This is a genomic window from Streptomyces sp. NPDC085900, assembly GCF_044540925.1.
GTDB lineage: Bacteria > Actinomycetota > Actinomycetes > Streptomycetales > Streptomycetaceae > Streptomyces > Streptomyces gilvifuscus.
Window position 1 is genome coordinate 22330 of sequence record NZ_JBITSP010000018.1, and the last position, 18256, is coordinate 40585.

Below are 18256 nucleotides of genomic sequence, written 5' to 3' on the forward strand. Positions count from 1 at the left end.
AGCGATCAACGGTAGATCGACCGGGTGACGATCAACGGTAGATCGACCGGGGACGATCAACGGGAGGTTGACCGGTTAACTCGTACGAGCCACGCTCCACACGCACCGCATTCGATCCACTGCGCACGGTTACGCTCGCTTGATGCACATCAGGCGCAGCATCCGTCCCGGTCGGCCCCGAAACGCCGCCCTCCTCCTCGCCACCGCCGCCCTGCTCGTCTCCGCCTGCTCCACCTCGGGCCCGGCCAGCTCCGCCGGCGGCGCGGCCGAGGCGGCACTGGCCGCGCTGCCCCGGTCGACACCGTCCGCGCTGGCCCCGTACTACACGCAGAAGCTGAACTGGCACGGCTGCGGTGTCCCCGGCTTCCAGTGCGCCACGATGAAGGCGCCGCTCGACTACGCCCACCCGGGTGGCGGGGACGTGAAGCTGGCCGTCGCCCGCAAGAAGGCCACCGGCAAGGGCAAGCCGCTGGGATCGCTGCTGGTGAACCCCGGTGGGCCGGGCGGCTCGGCGATCGGCTACCTGCAGCAGTACGCGGGCATCGGCTACCCGGCCGAGGTGCGCGCCCGCTACGACATGGTCGCTGTCGACCCGCGCGGAGTCGCCCGCAGCGAGCCCGTCGAATGCCTCGACGGCCGCCAGATGGACGCGTTCACGCAGACCGACACGACACCCGACGACCGGCGGGAGACCGGCGAACTCGTCGACGCCTACAAGAAGTTCGCGGAGGGCTGCGGGGCGCACTCGGCGGGACTGCTGCGGCATGTCTCGACCGCGGAGGCCGCCCGGGACATGGACATCCTGCGGGCCGCGCTCGGGGACCGGAAGCTGACGTATGTGGGGGCGTCGTACGGGACGTTCCTCGGGGCGACGTACGCCGGACTGTTCCCGGAGCGAGTGGGCCGACTGGTGCTGGACGGCGCGATGGACCCCACGCTGCCCGCGCGCCGGCTGAACCTCGACCAGACGGCGGGCTTCGAGACGGCGTTCCAGTCCTTCGCGAAGGACTGCGTGCGGCAGCCGGACTGCCCGCTCGGCCGCAAGGGGACCACTCCCGCCCAGGTGGGCCGCAACCTCAGCGCCTTCTTCAAGAAACTGGACGCGCACCCCCTCGCCACCGGCGACGCGGACGGCCGCAAGCTCGGCCAGGCCCTCGCGACCACCGGCGTGATCGCGGCCATGTACGACGAGGGCTCGTGGGCGCAACTGCGGGAGGCGCTGACGTCGGCGATGAAGGAGGGCGACGGAGCGGGCCTGCTGGTGCTGTCCGACAGCTACTACGAGCGCGACGGCCAGGGCCGCTACTCGAACCTCATGTTCGCCAACGCCGCCGTGAACTGCCTGGACCTGCCCGGCGCGTTCTCCTCGCCCGAACAGGTGGAGAAGGCGCTGCCGTCCTTCGAGAAAGCGTCGCCCGTCTTCGGCGAGGGGCTCGCCTGGGCCTCCCTGAACTGTGCGTACTGGCCGGTTAAGGCCACGGGCGAGCCGCACCGCATCGAGGCGAAGGGCGCGGCGCCCATCGTGGTGGTCGGCACCACCCGCGACCCGGCGACCCCGTACCGCTGGGCGCAGTCCCTGGCCGCCCAGCTCACCTCCGGCCGCCTCCTCACCTACCAGGGCGACGGCCACACGGCCTACGGCCGCGGCAGCGACTGCATCGACTCCGCGATCGACACCTACCTGCTCCACGGAACCCCGCCGGCCATGGGGAAACGCTGCTCATAGCCCCTGGCCCACGCCCCGGAACCCCCGCCTCCGGGGCGTGGTCCGAGCACCCCCGGAAACTGTGTAGACTTACCGACGTTGCTGATCGCACCATAGTGCGGACGGCGCGCCGCCTTAGCTCAGATGGCCAGAGCAACGCACTCGTAATGCGTAGGTCTCGGGTTCGAATCCCGAAGGCGGCTCCAGCGAACCCCAGGTCAGAGGTTGTCGGCCTGGGGTATTTCATGTCCCCTGACGGTAAGCGCGTCGGGCCCGGGTGAGCGGAGGGTGGGCATGGGTGGATCGGGTGCTGAGGGCGGCGGCTACTCCGCCACCCCCCTCGCCAAGAAGATCGGCGTCAAGGCCGGTCATCGCCTCGCCCTGCGGCACGCACCGGACGCCTTCGACATCCCCGGTCTCCCCGACGGCGTCGATGTCGTCGGGGCCGGTCCCCGCGGGGCCGACGTCACCGTCGCCTTCTACCGGGAGCACCGCGCGCTCGCGGTGGACGCCCCGCTGCTCGTCGGAGAGCTCGCCGACGACGCCATGCTCTGGATCGCCTGGCCGCGCAAGGCCGCCGGGCATGTGAGCGACATCTCCGAGAACGACCTGCGGGAGCTGTTCCTCCCGCTCGGCGTGGTCGACGTGAAGGTGGCCGCGCTGGGGGACGACTGGTCGGGGCTGAAGTTCGTGCGGCGCAGGGAGAACCGTCGTACGAAGGCGTAACCGTCGTCGTGCCGTCGTGCGGGGTCACCGTGCGCGCCCGCCGACGTATGAACGGGTGAACACGTGCGCGGATCGTGCCAAGAGTTGGCATACGAAACGGCGTACTCAGGAAGTCCTCATCGTGAACGGTTAGCATCGCGGCCGATGTTGGCGACGGCCGGACGGGGTGAGGGTATGCGGGACAGGGAAGCGCCGCGGATCGCCGTCGCCGTCGTGACCATGGGCAATCGGCCCGCCGAGGTCGACGCGCTGCTGGAGTCCGTGGCCAAGCAGGACCTCGCCCCGACGCGGATCGTGATCGTCGGCAACGGCTGCCCGCTGCCCGACTTCGCCCAGCGGCTTTCGCTGCCCGGCGAGGTCACCCTCCTCGAACTCGACGAGAACCTCGGCTGCCCCGGCGGCCGCAACGCCGCGCTGGACAGTCTGCGGGACTTCGGGGACGTGGACGTGGTCGTCGAACTGGACGACGACGGACTGCTCGTCGACGCCGATGTGCTGCGGCGCGTGGGGGAGCTGTTCGCGGCCGATCCCCGGCTCGGCATCGTCGGCTTCCGCATCGCGGACGAGCACGGCGAGACCCAGCAGCGGCACGTGCCGAGGGTCGGCGCCTCCGACCCGATGCGCGGCGGATACGTCACCGGGTTCCTCGGCGGCGGGCACGCCTTCCGCACGGCCATGCTCGACGAGATCGGCCACTGGCCCGCGGAGTTCTTCTTCGCCCACGAGGAGACCGACCTGGCCTGGCGGGCGGCCGACGCGGGCTGGCGCATCCTGTACGCACCGGAACTGCTGCTCCAGCACCCGAAGACCTCGCCGGCCCGGCACGCCATCTACTACCGCGTGAACGCCCGCAACAGGGTGTGGCTCGCGCGTCGCCGGCTGCCGCTGCCGCTCATCCCCGTCCACCTGGGAGTCTGGGTGCTCCTCACCCTCCTGCGCACCCGGTCGCGGGCCGGACTGCGCGCCTGGTTCGGCGGCTTCCTGGAAGGCGTACGCGAACCGGCGGGCGAACGACGGCCCATGCGCTGGCGGACGGTGTGGCGCCTGTCGCGCCTGGGGCGTCCGCCCGTGATCTGAGAGGGACCGAGAGGGAGGGGACGAGGGCCCCGGTCGTTCACCTCCGCCGACCGGGACCGTCTGACGTCCCCCGGACCCGGCCGCGGCGGCGACACTCCCCCGAGCAACGCGTCCTACGCGCGCACCCCCGGGCCGGTTCCGATGAAATGATCACATCAGGTCGCACCAACGGATCGCTAACATGTGGCCAACGGTCCTCCGTGCCGTCCTCGGCCGACTGGCGCGAAGCGGCCGGTCGGCAGGGTCGCGGCGGCGGAACCGTAGCGGATTCCGACAGGGACCGGTCGTGGAACGGGTGGCGGGAAACCGCCGGGAAGAGGGCGGATTTCCGCCAAGAACGGTGGGCGGTGGGCGGCGTGAGTCGGCACGAGCTGCGGTTCGGGCTGCTGGGACCACCGGTCCTCTACGACGTCCAGCGCGCCGCCGACGAGTCCGACGCCGTCGGCATCCGGTCCGCCGACGACACCGGCGTCACCGCGATCGGCAGCCCCAAGGTCCGCACCCTGCTGGCCGCGCTGCTCCTGGAGGCCGGCCGGGTCGTCTCCGTCGACTCGCTCAAGGACGCGCTGTGGGGCCTCGCGCCGCCCGCCTCCGCGCACGCCTCGCTGCACAACCACGTGGCCCGGCTGCGACGGCTCCTCGACGACCCCGAACGCCTGCGGACCGTGCCGCCCGGATACGTCCTGCGGGTCGAGCAGGGCGAGCTGGACGTCCAGGTCTTCGAACGCCACGCCGCGGCGGCCCGGGGAGCGCACGCCGCGCGCAACTGGGAGCGGGTGGTGCGCGAGTGCGCCTCCGCGCTCGCCCTGTGGCGCGGCACACCGCTCGACGGCCTGCCCTCCGACCTGGGCGGCTACGCCTACGTACAGCGCCTGGCCGAGGCCCGGCTGCTCCTCCTGGAGTGGCGCTACGACGCCGAGCTCGCCCTCGGCGGCGCCCGCCTCGACCGGCTCCTGCCGGAGTTGGCCGCGCTCGCCGCCGAGCATCCGCTCCGCGAGTCCTATCACCGCCAGCTCATGCTCGCCCTCCACCGCACCGGCCGCCGCGCCGAGGCCCTCGCCGTCCACCGCGACCTGCGCACCCGCCTCGTCGAGGAACTCGGCGTGGAACCGGGCCCGCTGGTGCGGGAGGCCCATGTGGAGGTGCTGCGGCGGGTGGATGCGGGGGGTGAGGCCGCGGGTGCGGGGGAGGCCCCCCATGCCGGTGCCGATACCGATTCCGGTACCCACGGCGAAGCCGCCCCGCCCCCACCCACCCCCGCCGCTACGCGCGAAGAAGGCACCGCGTCGACCCCTCCGCCGCCCCCGGCCCCTCACCCCGCTCACCCCCACCCCTTCCCTCCGCCCGCCCAACTCCCCCCACCCCCCGCTCACTTCACCGGCCGCGCCGTCGTCCTCGACGACCTGCGCGCCACCCTCGGCGCCGGTGACGCCACCGCCCCCGCCGTCGCCGTCATCAGCGGCATGCCCGGCGTCGGCAAGAGCGCCCTCGCCCTGCACGTCTCCCATGAACTGCGGGAACGTTTCCCCGACGGGCAGCTCTACGTCAATCTGCACGGCGCCACGCCCGGCATGACGCCCCTCACCGCCGCCCAGGCCCTCGCCGCCCTGCTGCGCGACCTGGGCACCGAGCCGCGTCACATCCCCGAACACCCCGACGCGGCCGCCGCGTTGCTCCGCTCCCTCCTCGCCCCGACCCGCACCCTGATGGTGCTGGACGACGCCGCGAACGCCGCGCAGGTACGGCCGTTGCTGCCGGCCGGTGCGGGATGCGCGGTGATCGTCACCAGCCGTTCGTCCCTCACCGTCCTCGACGGAGCTCGCCGCCACCCGCTCACCCCCCTGACCGGCGAGGAGAGCGCGGCGCTGCTGCAGGCGGTCTCCGGCCGGGACGGCCTCGACGCGGCCCACCCCCTCGTCGAACTCACCGGCCGTCTACCGCTCGCCCTGCGCATTGTCGCGGCCCGCCTCGCCGCCCGCCGGGCGCTCACCCCGGATGTACTGGCCCATCAACTGGCCGCTACTGAGGGGCGGTTGCATCACCTGGAGTACGACGACCTGAGCGTCCGCCGTTCGCTCGCCGTCGCGCACGACGCGCTCGCCGCGTCGGACCGGGAGGCCGACCGCGACGCCGCCCTCGTGCTGCGCGGCATCGGCGCCCTCGACCTGCCCGCCTACGGAGCGCCCCTGCTGGCCCGCCTCGCCGGCATCGACGCGCACCGCGCCGAGGCCGCTCTCGACCGGCTCATCGACGTGGCCCTCCTGGAGGAGACGGCGTACGGCCGGTACGCACCGCACGACCTGGTCCGTGACTTCGCCCGCGAACTCGCCGAGGCCGCAGACGAATCCGACGCCCATCTGAACGCCGTCGGCGCCCCTCCGACCGCGTCCGGCGCCCCTCCGGACGCCACCGGCACCTCTCCGACCGCGTCCGGCGCCCCTGCGACCACGACCTCCGCCGCCGACATCGCCCTGCGCTGGTACGCGGCCGTCGCCGAACTCGCCCTGACCGCGATCGTCGAACCCGGCCTCGACCGGGACGACCGTCGCCGCCCGACCGCCGCCCAGCCCCCGGACCACGCGTCGGAGATCGACGCCCTGCCTCCCTTCGAGTCCGGTGAACAGGCCTTCGCGTGGGGCGACATGGAGCTGGAGAACGTGGTCACCCTGGTGGAGCGGTACGCCGACGCGTCGGTGAACTCCGACGACCGTCTCATCGCCCGCATCTCCTGCCTCATCCGTCTCCTCTTCCCCTACGTCCAGCGGAGCGGCCGGGTCGCCGAGATGGAGGTGCTCGGCCGTACCGCCCTGCGGCTGGCCCGGCGGCTCGGGGACGAGGCGGCCGAGGCGTACGCGCTGGGCGATCTGGGCGGGGTGCACTTCCTGACGGGGCGCCAGAGCGAGGCCCTCGCCCTCAACGACCGGGCCCTGACGATCTGGCGCCGGCTCGGCCGGATCTCCTGGGTGCGCCGCTGCCTCAACAACCGGGGTCTGCTGCTGGAAGGCCTCGGCCGGTACCCGGAGTCCGAGCGGGCCCTGCGCCGGAGCCTCGAGTACTCACGGCAGTTGAACGACCCCTACGGCGAGGCCGTGACCCACAGCCACCTCGGCAACCTGTACGAGCACACCGACCCGCGGGCCGCCATCGAGCAGCACCGGCGCTCTCTCGTGATCGGCGAGGAGATCGGTGCCGTGATCGTGCAGCACTCCGCGCACTGCAACATCGGTTATGCGCATCTCACCCTCGGTGAACCGGCCGCCGCCCTGCCGCACTTCGAGGAGAGCCTGCGCATCCTCGGCGGCCACGGCGACTGGCACGGCGAGTCCCAGACCCGGCTCGGCCTGGTGCGCGCGCTGCGCCTGCTGGGCCGTACCGAACGGGCCGAGCGCGAGTGCGCCGATCTGCTGCGCCGGGCCGACGCCCGCGCCGACCGCTACTCCGGCGGTCTCGCCCGCCACCAGTACGGGCTCCTGCTGCGGGAACGGGGTCGCGCCGAGGAGGCGCGGGCCGAGTGGCGTGCGGCCCTCGACGCCCTGGACGGCACCGACGAGCAGACGGTGGCCGCGGAACTGCGGGAGCTGCTGCACCGATGACCTCTCAGTCGGCCTCCGCTCACTTGGCGTCCGCGTAGCACTCCACCACCGCCGTGGTGAACGGGAACCGTACCGGCGTCTGCCCGAAGGTCAGCCGCCCCGCGGTCTCGGCCGCCTCCCGGATCGCCGCCACGACCGTCTCCGCCTCCTCCTCGGGACAGTGCACGATCACCTCGTCGTGCTGGAAGAAGACCAGCTCGGCGGCCATGCCCGCGCAGGCCTGCCGCAGCCCGGCGAGCAGCAGCAGAGCCCAGTCGGCCGCGCTGCCCTGCACCACGAAGTTGCGGGCGAACCGGCCGCGGGCGCGGGCGTTCGTCGAGGCGTAACCCGGCACCCACTCGGAGCCCGAGCCCGAGGCCGAGCCGGGGCCGGTCTCGGCGGGGTCGTCCTGCGGGATGCCCGCCTCCTCCGACGCGTCCTCGCCCGGTCGGGCCGCGGGCGGGCAGGTCCGCCCCAGCCAGGTCCGTACGAGCCGCCCCTCCTCGCCGGCGCGCGCGGCGTCGTCGACGTACGCCACCGCTTTGGGGAAGCGGCGTCTGAGGGCGGCGAGGTTCTTCAGGCCGTCGCCGGAGGTCTGCCCGTACACCGCGCCGAGCACCGCGAGCTTGGCCTGGTCGCGGTTGCCGGAGAAGGCCCGGTCGGAGACGGACTGGTACAGGTCCGTCTCCCGTCCGGCGACCTCCATCAGCCCGGGGTCGCGGGAGATGGCCGCCAGTACCCGCGGCTCCATCTGGTCGGCGTCCGCGACGACCAGCCGCCAGCCCGGGTCGGCCACGACCGCGCGCCGGATCACCTTGGGGATCTGCAGGGCGCCCCCGCCGTTGGTGACCCACCTGCCCGTGACCGTCCCGCCCGCCTGGAACTCCGGCCGGAACCGCCCGTCCCGCACCCAGTCCTGCAGCCACGACCAGCCGTGGGCGACCCAGATGCGGTACAGCTTCTTGTACTCGACCAGGGGCTTCACGGCCGGATGGTCGATGGACTGGATCTCCCACCGCCGGGTGGAGCGCACCTTGATGCCGGCCTGCGCGAAGGCCTTGACGACGTCGGCGGGCAGGTCGGGCCGCACCCGGCGTCCGAAGGCGGCCGACACCTCGTCGGCGAGCTCGGCCAGCCGCCGGGGCTCGCCGCCGCCCGCGTATCTCTCGCCGAGCAGTTCGTGCAGCACGCGGCGGTGGACCTCGGCGCTCCACGGCAGTCCGGCGCGGTTCATCTCGGCGGCGACGAGCATGCCCGCCGACTCGGCCGCGGTCAGCAGCCGCATCCGCTCCGGGTGGGCGGTCGCGTCGTGCCTGCGCTGCTGCCCGGCGTACACCTCGACGAGGTCGGGCAGCGGCACATGGACGGCGCGGGGCTCGAAGAGCGAGGACTGCGAGCCGGGTACGGCGGCACGCTGGGGCGGGTCGGGCGGTACGGGGCCGCCGCGCAGCCGGGCCAGGGCGGCGGCCGCCGACCGTGGTTCGCCGGACCGCCCCTCGTGGCCGAGGAGCAGGGTCTCGGCGTCCTCGACGTCGTAGCACCGCTCCACTCGCACCCCCGCGGCGAGCAGTCGCGGATACACCTCGGCCGTGGACCGCCAGACCCAGCGTGCGACCTCGGGCCGGGCCCGCACGGCGGTGGCGAGGTCGGGTTCCCACAGGACCGGTCCGGTGAGCAGCCCGTCCGGGCCGAGGGGGGCGATCTCCGCGCCACCGTCCTCGGCCGGGGCGAGTGCCCAGCGATCGGTCATAGGGCCGAGTCTGGCAGGAGGGTCTGACAACGGCCTCAGCTCGGCCCGGGCGGGGCCTGCAGGTACTTCTCCAGGGCTTTGGCCAGCTCGGCCTCCACCGCGGTCTTGCCGATGCCGAGTCCGGACAGGACGCCGGTGCCGTTCTCGAACTCCAGCAGGGCCAGCAGGATGTGTTCGGTGCCGATGTAGTTGTGGCCGAGGCGCAGGGCCTCGCGGAAGGTGAGCTCCAGGACCTTCTTGGCGTCGGAGGCGTAGGGGACGAGCTCGGGGGCCGCCTCGGCCGCCGGGGGCAGGGCGGCGGTCGCGGCCTCCCGCACCGAGTCGAGGGTGACGCCCTGGGCGGCGATCGCCTTGGCACCCAGGCCCTCCGGTTCCGCGAGCAGGCCGAGGACCAGGTGGGCGGGCGCGACCTCGGTGTGGGGCGCGGCCTTGGCCTCGTTGTGCGCGCTCATCACGACGTTGCGGGCCCGCAGGGTGTAGCGGCCGAAGCCCTGGTTGGGGTCGAGGTCGGTCGACTCCTTCGGCACGAACCGCTTCTGCGCGGCCTGCCGGGTGACGCCCATGCTCTGGCCGATGTCCGTCCAGGAGGCGCCGGAACGCCGGGCCTGGTCCACGAAGTGGCCGATCAGGTGGTCGGCCACCTCGCCGAGGTGGTCGGCGGCGATCACCGCGTCCTGGAGCTGGTCCAGGGGCTCGGAGTGAACCCTCTTGATCGCCGCGATGAGGTCGTCGAGGCGTACGGATGACGTGACGGTCGGATTCGTCGACATGTGTCAACCGTAAGTTGACACATGCTTGGCGTCAACCCTGAGTTGACAGTCGGACGGCGAGGCCCGTGAAGACCGTCCCGGTGAAGATGTTCAGCCCGCGCGCCACCCTGCGACTGCGGCGCAGCAGGGACGCGAGCTTGCCGGACAGCAGTCCGACCGAGCCGTCCACCGCGAACCCCATGACCGTGATCGTCAGCCCGAGGACCAGGAACTGCTCGCGCACATGACCCAGGCCCGGGTCCACGAACTGCGGCAGGAAGGCGACGTTGAAGAGGATCACCTTGGGGTTGAGGAGATTGGTGACGGCCCCCTGCCAGAAGGCGCGCCGCCGCCCGGGCTCCGCCGCTCCACCCTCCTCGACCACGAGTCCCCGGTCCCGGAACGCCTTCACCGCGAGGTACAGCAAGTAGGCCGCGCCCGCCCAGCGCAGTGCGTGGTAGAGCGCGGGCAGCGACAGGAACAGCGCCGACAGCCCGAGCGCGGCGGCCACCGTGTGCACGAACATCGCGCAGGCCACCCCGGCCGCGGCGAGCACGCCGGTCCGTGGGCCGCCGCGGCCGCCCATCGCCACGATGAACATCATGTCGGGGCCGGGAGTGACGCACAGGGCGAAGGCGGCGACCAGGAAGGCAGCGTACGAAGACATGTCCACCATGCGGCCATGCTCGAAAGCGCCCTCCCCGGGGGCGAGCGAGTTTCGAGGAGTGAGACGGAAGGAGTCCGGCCGACGCCCTGCGGCCCGCACGGCAACGGTGGTTGACTCACCTTCCGTGACCACGTCCACCACGCGTTCGGCCACGGGCCACACTCCCGCCGCCGCCCCGGCCTCCCTCACCCTCGCGGACGTTCGCGGCCTCGTCGACGACACGGTCCGCCTCCTCGTCGAGCACGACGCCTTCCTGGAGGTCGCCGAACAGCTCGCGGTGCTGCTGCGCCGTCGGCTGGCGGAGGGGGCGTACGACGTGGAGAGCGCCGAGGAACTCGGCCACCTGGTCGACGCCGACGTACGGTCCCTCGGCGGCGACCGCCTCCCGGGCCTCACGTACCACCGGGGCGGCCCCCGCCTGTCAGTCCGGCATGTCACGATCGAAGAGTGAGCACCACGTCCAACGCCGGCACCGTCGACCGTGCCTTCCACGCCGCCCTGTACGCCGATTCCGACTCCGCCCTCGACACCGGCGCGTCCCTCCTCGCGGCCGACCCCGCGGTGGACGGGGAACTGGCGCGGCGCGGCCGGGAGTTCGTGGCGTCGGCGTGGCAGCGCGGCTGGCAGCCCGCCGACCTGGTCCGCGTCGTACGGCGCGAACTGGACGACGTACACGTCCGCCTGGTGTCGGCGCTGATCCGGGAGCAGGTGCCGGACGACCGCCCGCGCGGCCCCCGCTGGACGGCACAGCTGGACGAACTCACGACGGACACCCCTGCCCGCACCGACCGCTTCACGCACGCGACCACGGTTCTGGAGCTGTACCGCCTGCTGCTGCGCCTGCCGACGCTGGAACCGCTCGAAGACCGCGAGCACGGGTCCGGAGCCGCCCACCGCGGCGGCCCCGAGTCCCGCATGCTCGCCCGGATCCGCGCGCTGCTCGCCAAGGCGGAGGCCACCGGATTTCCCGAGGAGGCGGAGGCGCTGACCGCCAAGGCGCAGGAGCTGACCGCCCGTTACAGCATCGACGAGGCGCTGCTCGCGGCCCGCGCGCCGGCCGCGGACACCCCGGGCGCCTGCCGGATCGGTGTGGAGGCGCCGTACGAGCAGGCCAAGGCGGTTCTGCTGGACGTGGTGGCCACCGCCAACCACTGCCGGGCCGTGTGGAACGAACCGTGGGGCTTCTCCACGGTCGTCGGGTTCGAGGCCGACCTGGAGGTGGTCGAGCTGCTGTACACCTCGCTGCTGGTGCAGGCCACGCACGCGATGACGAGGGCCGAGTCGGCGCAGAGGGCGGGCGGCCGCAAGCGCACCAAGACCTTCCGGCAGTCCTTCCTCGCGGCCTACGCCCACCGGATGGGCATACGCCTCGCGGCGGCCGCCGAGACCCAGGTGACCGACGACCTGCTACCGGTCCTGGCCTCGCGCGAGGTCGCCGTCACGGCGCACACGGACCGCATGTTTCCGAGCACGACCACGACCCGGATGCGCGGAGTGAGCGACGCCCAGGGCTGGACGGAGGGAGCGGAGGCCGCCGAACGGGCGCGGATCGCGTCCCGGCCGCGGCTGCCGTGAGGCGGCGCGTCAGTCGCTCGCCTGGGTGAAGGGCGTGACGGAGGCGTTCGGCGTGTCCCCCTGGAGTGCGACCTCGCCGTACGACCACTTGAAGCTGTGACCGGCGGTGGCGCCGGGCAGGGTGAACTTCGCGGTCTTCACCGGCAGGCTCTGCTTCCCGCCCGTGCCGCCGCGGGTGTAGGTGATCGTGAAGGAGGCCGTCGCGTCCTTGGCCAGGGTCAGCTTCTGGGGCTTGGCGGACTTGTCGGCGGGGACGGCCTTCGAGTCGCCGCCCGCGAGGAGGTCGACGGCCGGGAATCCGTTCAGGACGCACTTGGCGTCGCGGTTGGTGACCGTGACGGTGACGTTGCCGGTGTCCCCGGCGGCCGGGGCCGCGCTGGCGGCGACGTCCACGCCGAGCGTGCACCCGGCATCGGCCTTGTTCTTGTCGCCGTCGTCACCGCCGTTGCTGCCACAGGCGGTCAGGAGCAGGGCCGCCGCGAGGGCGGTGACGGCGAGCGGGGTGGTGCGCATGTGGTTCCTCTGGTGCTCAGGGGAGTGGTGCCGCCGAACCTACTGCCCCAGACCGGTCGTCGGCAGCCCGGACGGCAGCTTGCCACCTTCCGCCTTGGTGTAGGTCTCCTTGCCCAGGCTCCCCGACCAGGTGATGTGCAGCGCGTTCTTCGAAGCGGAGTCGACCATCCCGGTCGCCCGCTCCTTGCTGCCGTCCGTACACGTCAGATGGATCATCTCCATGCCGGCCTCCTTGCCCGCGGTACCGCTGCACACGGAACCGCCGGTCGAGAAGAGGCCGGCCTGCTTGCCCGTGATCACCAGGGCCACGGCCTTGCCGCCCTTCGTGGCGAGCCAGCTGCCCTGCAGCTCGTCCGACGAACTCGTCGCGGCACCGCTCCCGCCGCCCGTGGTCGAGCTCGTGGTCGAGGAGGCCGACGCGCTGGGGCTCGACGAGGAGGAGTCCTTGGAGTCGCCGCCGCTGCACGCGGTCAGCGCGAGCACGCCCGTCAGCCCCGCGGCCACGGCCGCGATCCGCAGCCGTCGGCGCGACAGCGTACGGGCGGGACGCGTGAAGGTCGCCGAAGTCACTGGTAGCTCCCTAGCTGTAGCGGGCGGTGGCCGGACGCCCGGCCGACTGGCCACGACGCCCGCAGCAAGCTATCAGGGACCTCCCTCCGTCCCATGGGGAGCGGCTGTGAGATTCACCAGACCTCTCACGGGCCCGCGGTGACAGATCCGCAGCCGTCGCGTCATCCGTGCCACCGCCCGGCAGCAGCGCCTGCTGACCCGTGCGATCAAGAACGCCCGGGAGACGGCACTGCTGCCCTACTGCGACCGGAGGGCCTCGTACTGCCGCTGGTGAAGCAGCATACGTAGGCGATTCCCTACGGTTTACGCGTAGGGAATCGCCTACCTATCGTGCTGCCATGCACATCACCCACGCCTCCTTCGTGACCCTCCCCGTCTCCGACCAGGACCGTGCCCTGCGCTTCTACACGGACGTCCTCGGCTTCGAGGTCGCCGCCGACCTGGACCTGCCGCAGGGGCGCTGGCTCCAGGTGGCCCCCAAGGGCGCCCAGACCGTCTTCACGCTCGCCGGCCCCGGCATGGGTGGCTTCGAGCCCGGCTCGGCACGGGGGATCATGTTGGTGACGACCGATGTCGACGCGGACTGCGCCCGGCTCGCCCAGGCCGGAATTCCGGTCACCGGGCCCGGCGACCAGCCCTGGGGCCGCATGGCCTCCTTCGCGGACCCCGACGGCAACGGTCTGATGCTGCTCACGGAGGCACACCACTAGGAAGGCCGGGATGACCGCAGCCGGGGCCGTCGAGGCGGACGCGGACCGCGTCTTCGCCGCGCTCGCCAACGCCACCCGCCGCGAGGTGCTGCGGCTCCTCCGCGACGGCGGACCGCAGCCGGTGCAAACACTGGCCGACCACTTCGACATGCGCCGCCCGAGCCTGTCGGAGCACCTCAGGGTGCTGCGCGAGGCCGGCCTGGTCTCCGAGCAGCGCTCGGGCCGCCGGCGCATCTACCGCCTGGAGGCGGCCCCGCTCGCCGACGTGCAGGACTGGCTCCATCCCTACGAGCGCTTCTGGCGCGAGCGCCTGAACGACCTCGGCGACCTCCTGGACCGCATGCCCGACGGTGATCCGGCATGACCGGCCCCGAGGCCGAGCCCGACGACGACCTCACCGTCGTCCGCGTCGACCGCTTCTTCCCGCACCCGCCCGCCAAGGTCTGGCGGGCCCTGACCGACCCCGCGCTGCTCGTGCAGTGGCAGATGCAGGGAAGCGAGCACTTCCGGCTGGAGGTCGGTCACCGCTACCGCCTGACCTCCGTACCCCGGCCCAACGTGAACTTCTCGGGCGTCGTCGACGTGATGGTTCTCGAGTACGACGTCGAGCGGATGCTCTCGCTCCGCTGGGCGGACGCCGATCCGGCCAACCCGGCGGACTGGACCATCACGTGGACACTGGAACAGGAAGGCCGCGGAACGCGTCTCTTCCTTGTGCACGAGGGATTCGACCCGGACGATCCCGCCCAGCTGATGGCCCGCACGATCATGGGCGGGGGCTGGAGGGCGCATGTGATGCCGAGCCTGGGGCAGGCGCTGGAACGGATGTAGCACCTCGCACTTCACATCCGTAACCACAGGAACACCCCCCGTGCACGTGCATTTGCTCATGCATCTGCACGTGAACAGAGCTATGATCCCGAGCAGTTGACCATTGCATCAATGGCCCCAGGGCCACCGCACCACCGGGGAGCGACCTGTGGACCGCGACGTGTACAACGGCATGGCAGCCACGGAGCTGAACGGGGTGGCCTGGCAGAAGAGTCGGCACAGCAACTCGCAGGGTTCCTGCGTGGAGTTCGCCCGGCTGCCCGGCGGTGACGTGGCCGTGCGCAACTCCCGCTTTCCCGACGGGCCCGCGCTCGTCTACACGCGGGCGGAGATCGAGGCGATGCTCCTGGGCATCAAGGACGGGGAGTTCGACCACCTCGTGGGCTGACCCCTGCCGTCGGTGACGGTCGGGGCCGGGTCCCGCGACGCGCGTAGAACAGTGGCCTCAGAAAACGCCGCGGTGCCTCACTCGGCCAACTCCGAGTGAGGCTCGGGCAGTTGGAACAGCGCCCAGACGACCTTGCCGCCGAGTGTGCCCGCGAGCGGGTGCCAGCCCCAGCCGTCGGCGAAGGAGTCGACCAGGAACAGTCCGCGCCCGGACTCCGCCGAGAAGTCCTCCGTCTCGCGCTCGACCGGGGTGTCCTGGCTGGGGTCGCGCACCGCGCACACCAGCCGCTCGGTCCAGCGCAGCAGGTGCAGCCGTACACAGGGGGTCGGCTCCGCGGAACGCACCGCACCGGCCGGCAGGGCGTGCCGCAGCGCGTTGGTGACGAGTTCGGAGACCACCAGGCAGACGTCGTCGAAGCGGTCGCCTATCTCCCACTGGTCCAGCGTTCTGCGGGTGAAGCCCCTCGCTTCGCGCACCGCTTCGTAGCGGGCGGGAAGGGCGCAGGAGGCGGCGTTGGACACGGCCGCGATGTCCAGCGGCGGAAGGCCCTGCCGTAACGGCTCGAGCATGGTCGATCCATTCGTCCCCATGCGAGGCACTCCCGGGAATTCGCGGTCCAAGCGTGCACGATGCAGCGGTTGCGCGAGACCATGGTTTCGGATGTGTGGTGCAGATGCAAGGTGCAGATGCACGTGCACGTGACCGAATTGGACGTTCCCGTACCGCTTGTTGGCCATTTTTTCCGCCATCTTCTCTCCCCGTACTTGCCAACTCCCTCCCTCTTCCTGTGCAGAATCTTTGGGTTCTTTGCTTCTCTGTAATCGGACGAGTACTGCTCGGAGTGATTTAGTGGCAGACTGCGGCCCCTGAAGGCGGTTGGGGAGGCTGGCGAACGTGAGCGTGGGAGAGCCCGGATCGGTGGTGCGGCGCATGCTGCTCGGCTCGCAACTGAGGCGACTGCGCGAGGCGCGGGGGATCACGCGCGAGGCCGCGGGTTACTCGATCCGCGCCTCGGAGTCGAAGATCAGCCGGATGGAGCTGGGCCGGGTGAGCTTCAAGACGCGTGACGTGGAAGACCTGTTGACGCTGTACGGCATCACCGACGAGGCGGAGCGCACCCAACTCATCTCCCTCGCCCGGGAGGCCAACGTGGCGGGTTGGTGGCACAGCTACTCCGACGTCCTGCCGAGCTGGTTCCCCACCTATGTGGGCCTGGAGGGCGCCGCCTCCCTCATCCGCGCGTACGAGGTGCAGTTCGTCCACGGGCTGCTGCAGACCGAGGAGTACGCACGTGCCGTCGTCCGGCGCGGCATGAAGGGAGCGAGCGAGGCCGAGGTCGAGAAGCGGGTGGCGGTGCGCCTGGAGCGGCAGAAGTACCTCGTCTCCGAGAACGCGCCCGACTTCCACATCGTGCTCGACGAGGCCGCCCTGCGACGCCCTTACGGCGACCGCGAGGTGATGCGCGGTCAGCTCCAGCACCTGATCGACGTCTCCGAGCATCCGAACGTGCGGCTGCAGATCATGCCGTTCAGCTTCGGCGGCCACTCCGGCGAGAGCGGCGCGTTCACGATCCTGTCCTTCACGGAGTCGGATCTGACGGACGTCGTCTACCTGGAGCAGCTCACCAGCGCGCTCTACCTGGACAAGGCCGAGGACGTGGCCCAGTACGAGAAGGCCCTCAAGGAACTCCAGCAGGACAGCCCCGGACCGGACGAGAGCCGGGACCTTCTACGGGGTCTCCTCCAGCTTTCCTAGGGATCTGCCCCGGTTCTCCCCAGAACTTCGCTCACCGTCCCCAACTCACTTGTGTCACAAGTACGATGACACCAGATCAGACCGTGACGTTGATCGTGTGTCTGCTAGTGATTTGGGGATCACATGTCGTCGTACTTCACCGACCTGGCCCAGCAGTACATCGACGGTGAGTGGCGCCCGGGCACGGGCTCCTGGGACATCATCGACTTCAACCCGTACGACGGCGAGAAGCTCGCGTCCATCACCATCGCCACGGTCGACGAGGTGGATGAGGCCTACCGGGCGGCCGCCCGTGCGCAGAAGAAGTGGGCCGCGACCAATCCGTACGCCCGCCGCGCCGTCTTCGAGAAGGCGCTGCGCCTGATCGAGGAGCGCGAGCAGGAGATCACCGAGGTGATCATCGCCGAGCTCGGCGGCACGCGTCTGAAGGCCGGCTTCGAGCTCCACCTCGCCAAGGAGTTCCTGCGCGAGTCGATCCAGTGGGCGCTGCGGCCCGAGGGCAGGATCCTTCCCTCGCCGGTGGACGGCAAGGAGAACCGCCTCTACCGGGTCCCGGTCGGCGTGGTCGGCGTGATCAGCCCCTTCAACTTCCCCTTCCTGCTGTCGATCAAGTCGGTCGCCCCCGCCCTGGCGCTCGGCAACGCCGTGGTCCTCAAGCCCCACCAGAACACCCCGATCACCGGCGGCTCGCTGGTCGCGAAGATCTTCGAGGACGCGGGTCTCCCGGGCGGTCTCCTCAACGTCGTGATCACCGACATCGCCGAGATCGGCGACGCCTTCATCGAGCACCCGGTGCCGAAGGTCATCTCCTTCACCGGCTCCGACAAGGTCGGCCGCCACGTGGCCACCGTCTGCGCCTCGCACTTCAAGCGCTCGGTCCTCGAACTCGGCGGCAACAGCGCCATCGTGGTCCTCGACGACGCCGACCTCGACTACGCGGTCGACGCGGCGGTCTTCAGCCGCTACGTCCACCAGGGCCAGGTCTGCATGGCCGCCAACCGCGTACTGGTGGACCGCTCGATCGCCGACGAGTTCACCGAGAAGTTCGTCGCCAAGGTCAAGACGCTCAAGGTCGGCGACCCGAGCGACCCGCAGACCGTCATCGGCCCGGTCATCAACTCCTCGCAGGCGGAGGCCCTCACGGGCACCGTCGAGCAGGCCATCGCCGAGGGCGCGACGGTACTGCTGCGCGGCACGACCACCGAGAACCTGGTCGAGCCGTCCGTCCTGACCGGCGTCCCCGCCGACTCGGCCCTGCTGCGCCAGGAGGTCTTCGGCCCGGTCGCCTTCCTCATCCCCTTCGACGGCGAGGAGGAGGCGGTGCGCATCGTCAACGACACGCCGTACGGCCTGAGCGGCGCCGTGCACACCGGTGACATCGAGCGCGGCGTGAACTTCGCCAAGCAGATCGACACCGGCATGTTCCACGTGAACGACGGCACGGTCCACGACGAGCCGCTGGTGCCGTTCGGCGGCGAGAAGAGCTCCGGCGTCGGCCGTCTGAACGGCGAGACCACGATCGACTCCTTCACGACGCTGAAGTGGATTTCGGTGCAGCATGGAAGGAGCGGGTTCCCCTTCTAGGCCCGGCAGGTTTCGTCGCCGCGGGCCATCGAGGACAGTAGCTGTCCTCGATGGCCCGTAGCTTCGTCGGTGTCGGCAGGGGGA

18 protein-coding genes, 1 tRNA gene and 1 pseudogene are annotated in these 18256 nt (G+C 71.5%); 14 read left to right on the plus strand and 6 right to left on the minus strand.

Annotation, left to right across the window (positions count from 1 at the left end; translation table 11 throughout):
- Window positions 1–142: 142 nt before the first annotated feature.
- The 5 genes from ACIGDI_RS40290 to ACIGDI_RS40310 all read left to right on the plus strand — a co-directional run bounded on the left by ACIGDI_RS40290 (window position 143) and on the right by ACIGDI_RS40310 (window position 7101).
- Window positions 143–1726 carry an alpha/beta hydrolase gene (locus tag ACIGDI_RS40290; protein ID WP_399907418.1) on the plus strand — a complete coding sequence of 528 codons (1584 nt, stop codon included), beginning with the start codon at window positions 143–145 and terminating at the stop codon, window positions 1724–1726.
- Between the two features lie 108 nt (window positions 1727–1834).
- Window positions 1835–1911: transfer RNA gene (locus ACIGDI_RS40295), tRNA-Thr, on the plus strand.
- Between the two features lie 88 nt (window positions 1912–1999).
- Window positions 2000–2431, plus strand: coding sequence for a DUF3052 domain-containing protein (locus ACIGDI_RS40300; RefSeq protein WP_399907420.1), 432 nt, complete (start codon window positions 2000–2002; stop codon window positions 2429–2431).
- A gap of 174 nt (window positions 2432–2605) precedes the next feature.
- Entirely contained in the window at window positions 2606–3508 is a 903-nt protein-coding gene (locus ACIGDI_RS40305) for a glycosyltransferase family 2 protein (RefSeq protein ID WP_399907422.1), read from the plus strand.
- A gap of 347 nt (window positions 3509–3855) precedes the next feature.
- Window positions 3856–7101 carry a BTAD domain-containing putative transcriptional regulator gene (locus ACIGDI_RS40310; RefSeq protein ID WP_399907424.1) on the plus strand — a complete coding sequence of 1082 codons (3246 nt, stop codon included), beginning with the start codon at window positions 3856–3858 and terminating at the stop codon, window positions 7099–7101.
- A 19-nt stretch (window positions 7102–7120) separates the two neighbouring features.
- Here the strand turns inward: ACIGDI_RS40310 and ACIGDI_RS40315 are convergent, their stop codons facing one another.
- The 3 genes from ACIGDI_RS40315 to ACIGDI_RS40325 are packed head-to-tail and all read right to left on the minus strand — an operon-like array spanning window position 7121 to window position 10255.
- Window positions 7121–8830, minus strand: a complete 1710-nt coding sequence (locus ACIGDI_RS40315) for a bifunctional 3'-5' exonuclease/DNA polymerase (protein ID WP_399907426.1) — start codon at window positions 8828–8830, stop codon at window positions 7121–7123.
- A gap of 35 nt (window positions 8831–8865) precedes the next feature.
- On the minus strand, window positions 8866–9600 hold the full coding sequence (locus tag ACIGDI_RS40320; RefSeq protein WP_399907428.1) for a Clp protease N-terminal domain-containing protein: 735 nt from the start codon (window positions 9598–9600) through the stop codon (window positions 8866–8868).
- A gap of 31 nt (window positions 9601–9631) precedes the next feature.
- Window positions 9632–10255: a LysE family translocator gene (locus tag ACIGDI_RS40325; protein WP_399907429.1), complete on the minus strand. Its 624-nt coding sequence runs from the start codon at window positions 10253–10255 to the stop codon at window positions 9632–9634.
- A 115-nt stretch (window positions 10256–10370) separates the two neighbouring features.
- Between ACIGDI_RS40325 and ACIGDI_RS40330 the strand changes: the two genes are divergently transcribed.
- Both ACIGDI_RS40330 and ACIGDI_RS40335 read left to right on the plus strand, forming a co-directional pair.
- On the plus strand, window positions 10371–10697 hold the full coding sequence (locus ACIGDI_RS40330; RefSeq protein WP_399907431.1) for a hypothetical protein: 327 nt from the start codon (window positions 10371–10373) through the stop codon (window positions 10695–10697).
- Window positions 10694–11821 carry a DUF2786 domain-containing protein gene (locus ACIGDI_RS40335; protein ID WP_399907433.1) on the plus strand — a complete coding sequence of 376 codons (1128 nt, stop codon included), beginning with the start codon at window positions 10694–10696 and terminating at the stop codon, window positions 11819–11821. The genes ACIGDI_RS40330 and ACIGDI_RS40335 overlap by 4 nt, the downstream gene beginning before the upstream one ends.
- Before the next feature lie 9 nt (window positions 11822–11830).
- On the opposite strand, the gene ACIGDI_RS40340 is transcribed toward ACIGDI_RS40335, so the two are convergent.
- Window positions 11831–12334, minus strand: coding sequence for a DUF4232 domain-containing protein (locus ACIGDI_RS40340; protein WP_399907434.1), 504 nt, complete (start codon window positions 12332–12334; stop codon window positions 11831–11833).
- Between the two features lie 39 nt (window positions 12335–12373).
- Window positions 12374–12904: a hypothetical protein gene (locus ACIGDI_RS40345; RefSeq protein WP_399907436.1), complete on the minus strand. Its 531-nt coding sequence runs from the start codon at window positions 12902–12904 to the stop codon at window positions 12374–12376.
- A 142-nt stretch (window positions 12905–13046) separates the two neighbouring features.
- On the opposite strand from ACIGDI_RS40345, the pseudogene ACIGDI_RS40350 reads away from it, so the two are divergent.
- The 5 genes and pseudogenes from ACIGDI_RS40350 to ACIGDI_RS40370 all read left to right on the plus strand — a co-directional run.
- Window positions 13047–13178, plus strand: a pseudogene (locus ACIGDI_RS40350) (hypothetical protein); the annotation flags it as partial.
- 64 nt (window positions 13179–13242) lie between these two features.
- Window positions 13243–13614: a VOC family protein gene (locus ACIGDI_RS40355; protein WP_399907438.1), complete on the plus strand. Its 372-nt coding sequence runs from the start codon at window positions 13243–13245 to the stop codon at window positions 13612–13614.
- 10 nt (window positions 13615–13624) lie between these two features.
- The gene (locus tag ACIGDI_RS40360) at window positions 13625–13978 is read left to right on the plus strand and encodes an ArsR/SmtB family transcription factor (protein ID WP_399907440.1); all 354 of its coding nucleotides are present in this window, start codon (window positions 13625–13627) and stop codon (window positions 13976–13978) included.
- Entirely contained in the window at window positions 13975–14445 is a 471-nt protein-coding gene (locus ACIGDI_RS40365; RefSeq protein WP_399907442.1) for an SRPBCC domain-containing protein, read from the plus strand. The genes ACIGDI_RS40360 and ACIGDI_RS40365 overlap by 4 nt, the downstream gene beginning before the upstream one ends.
- 172 nt (window positions 14446–14617) lie before the next feature.
- Window positions 14618–14833: a DUF397 domain-containing protein gene (locus ACIGDI_RS40370; RefSeq protein ID WP_142154697.1), complete on the plus strand. Its 216-nt coding sequence runs from the start codon at window positions 14618–14620 to the stop codon at window positions 14831–14833.
- 77 nt (window positions 14834–14910) lie between these two features.
- Here ACIGDI_RS40370 and ACIGDI_RS40375 read toward each other — a convergent pair whose 3' ends face one another.
- Window positions 14911–15402: an ATP-binding protein gene (locus ACIGDI_RS40375; RefSeq protein ID WP_399907444.1), complete on the minus strand. Its 492-nt coding sequence runs from the start codon at window positions 15400–15402 to the stop codon at window positions 14911–14913.
- Window positions 15403–15763: 361 nt separating this feature from the next.
- Here ACIGDI_RS40375 and ACIGDI_RS40380 point away from each other — a divergent pair, with 361 nt between their 5' ends.
- Both ACIGDI_RS40380 and ACIGDI_RS40385 read left to right on the plus strand, forming a co-directional pair.
- Window positions 15764–16588 carry a helix-turn-helix domain-containing protein gene (locus ACIGDI_RS40380; protein WP_399907559.1) on the plus strand — a complete coding sequence of 275 codons (825 nt, stop codon included), beginning with the start codon at window positions 15764–15766 and terminating at the stop codon, window positions 16586–16588.
- Window positions 16589–16711: 123 nt separating this feature from the next.
- A complete protein-coding gene (locus ACIGDI_RS40385) occupies window positions 16712–18172 on the plus strand; it encodes an aldehyde dehydrogenase family protein (RefSeq protein ID WP_399907446.1) in 1461 nt (486 codons plus the stop codon).
- Window positions 18173–18256: the final 84 nt, after the last annotated feature.

Excerpts from the sequence above, each read along its gene's own strand:
- ACIGDI_RS40360 (WP_399907440.1), top strand. The coding sequence starts at position 13,625 with ATGACCGCAGCCGGGGCCGTCGAGGCGGACGCGGACCGCGTCTTCGCC.
- ACIGDI_RS40380 (WP_399907559.1), top strand. The coding sequence starts at position 15,764 with ATGCTGCTCGGCTCGCAACTGAGGCGACTGCGCGAGGCGCGGGGGATC.
- ACIGDI_RS40375 (WP_399907444.1), bottom strand. The coding sequence starts at position 15,402 with ATGCTCGAGCCGTTACGGCAGGGCCTTCCGCCGCTGGACATCGCGGCC.
- ACIGDI_RS40340 (WP_399907434.1), bottom strand. The coding sequence starts at position 12,334 with ATGCGCACCACCCCGCTCGCCGTCACCGCCCTCGCGGCGGCCCTGCTC.
- ACIGDI_RS40320 (WP_399907428.1), bottom strand. The coding sequence starts at position 9,600 with ATGTCGACGAATCCGACCGTCACGTCATCCGTACGCCTCGACGACCTC.
- ACIGDI_RS40370 (WP_142154697.1), top strand. The coding sequence starts at position 14,618 with ATGGCAGCCACGGAGCTGAACGGGGTGGCCTGGCAGAAGAGTCGGCAC.
- ACIGDI_RS40325 (WP_399907429.1), bottom strand. The coding sequence starts at position 10,255 with ATGGTGGACATGTCTTCGTACGCTGCCTTCCTGGTCGCCGCCTTCGCC.
- ACIGDI_RS40355 (WP_399907438.1), top strand. The coding sequence starts at position 13,243 with ATGCACATCACCCACGCCTCCTTCGTGACCCTCCCCGTCTCCGACCAG.
- ACIGDI_RS40300 (WP_399907420.1), top strand. The coding sequence starts at position 2,000 with ATGGGTGGATCGGGTGCTGAGGGCGGCGGCTACTCCGCCACCCCCCTC.
- ACIGDI_RS40315 (WP_399907426.1), bottom strand. The coding sequence starts at position 8,830 with ATGACCGATCGCTGGGCACTCGCCCCGGCCGAGGACGGTGGCGCGGAG.
- ACIGDI_RS40305 (WP_399907422.1), top strand. The coding sequence starts at position 2,606 with ATGCGGGACAGGGAAGCGCCGCGGATCGCCGTCGCCGTCGTGACCATG.
- ACIGDI_RS40385 (WP_399907446.1), top strand. The coding sequence starts at position 16,712 with ATGTCGTCGTACTTCACCGACCTGGCCCAGCAGTACATCGACGGTGAG.
- ACIGDI_RS40365 (WP_399907442.1), top strand. The coding sequence starts at position 13,975 with ATGACCGGCCCCGAGGCCGAGCCCGACGACGACCTCACCGTCGTCCGC.
- ACIGDI_RS40290 (WP_399907418.1), top strand. The coding sequence starts at position 143 with ATGCACATCAGGCGCAGCATCCGTCCCGGTCGGCCCCGAAACGCCGCC.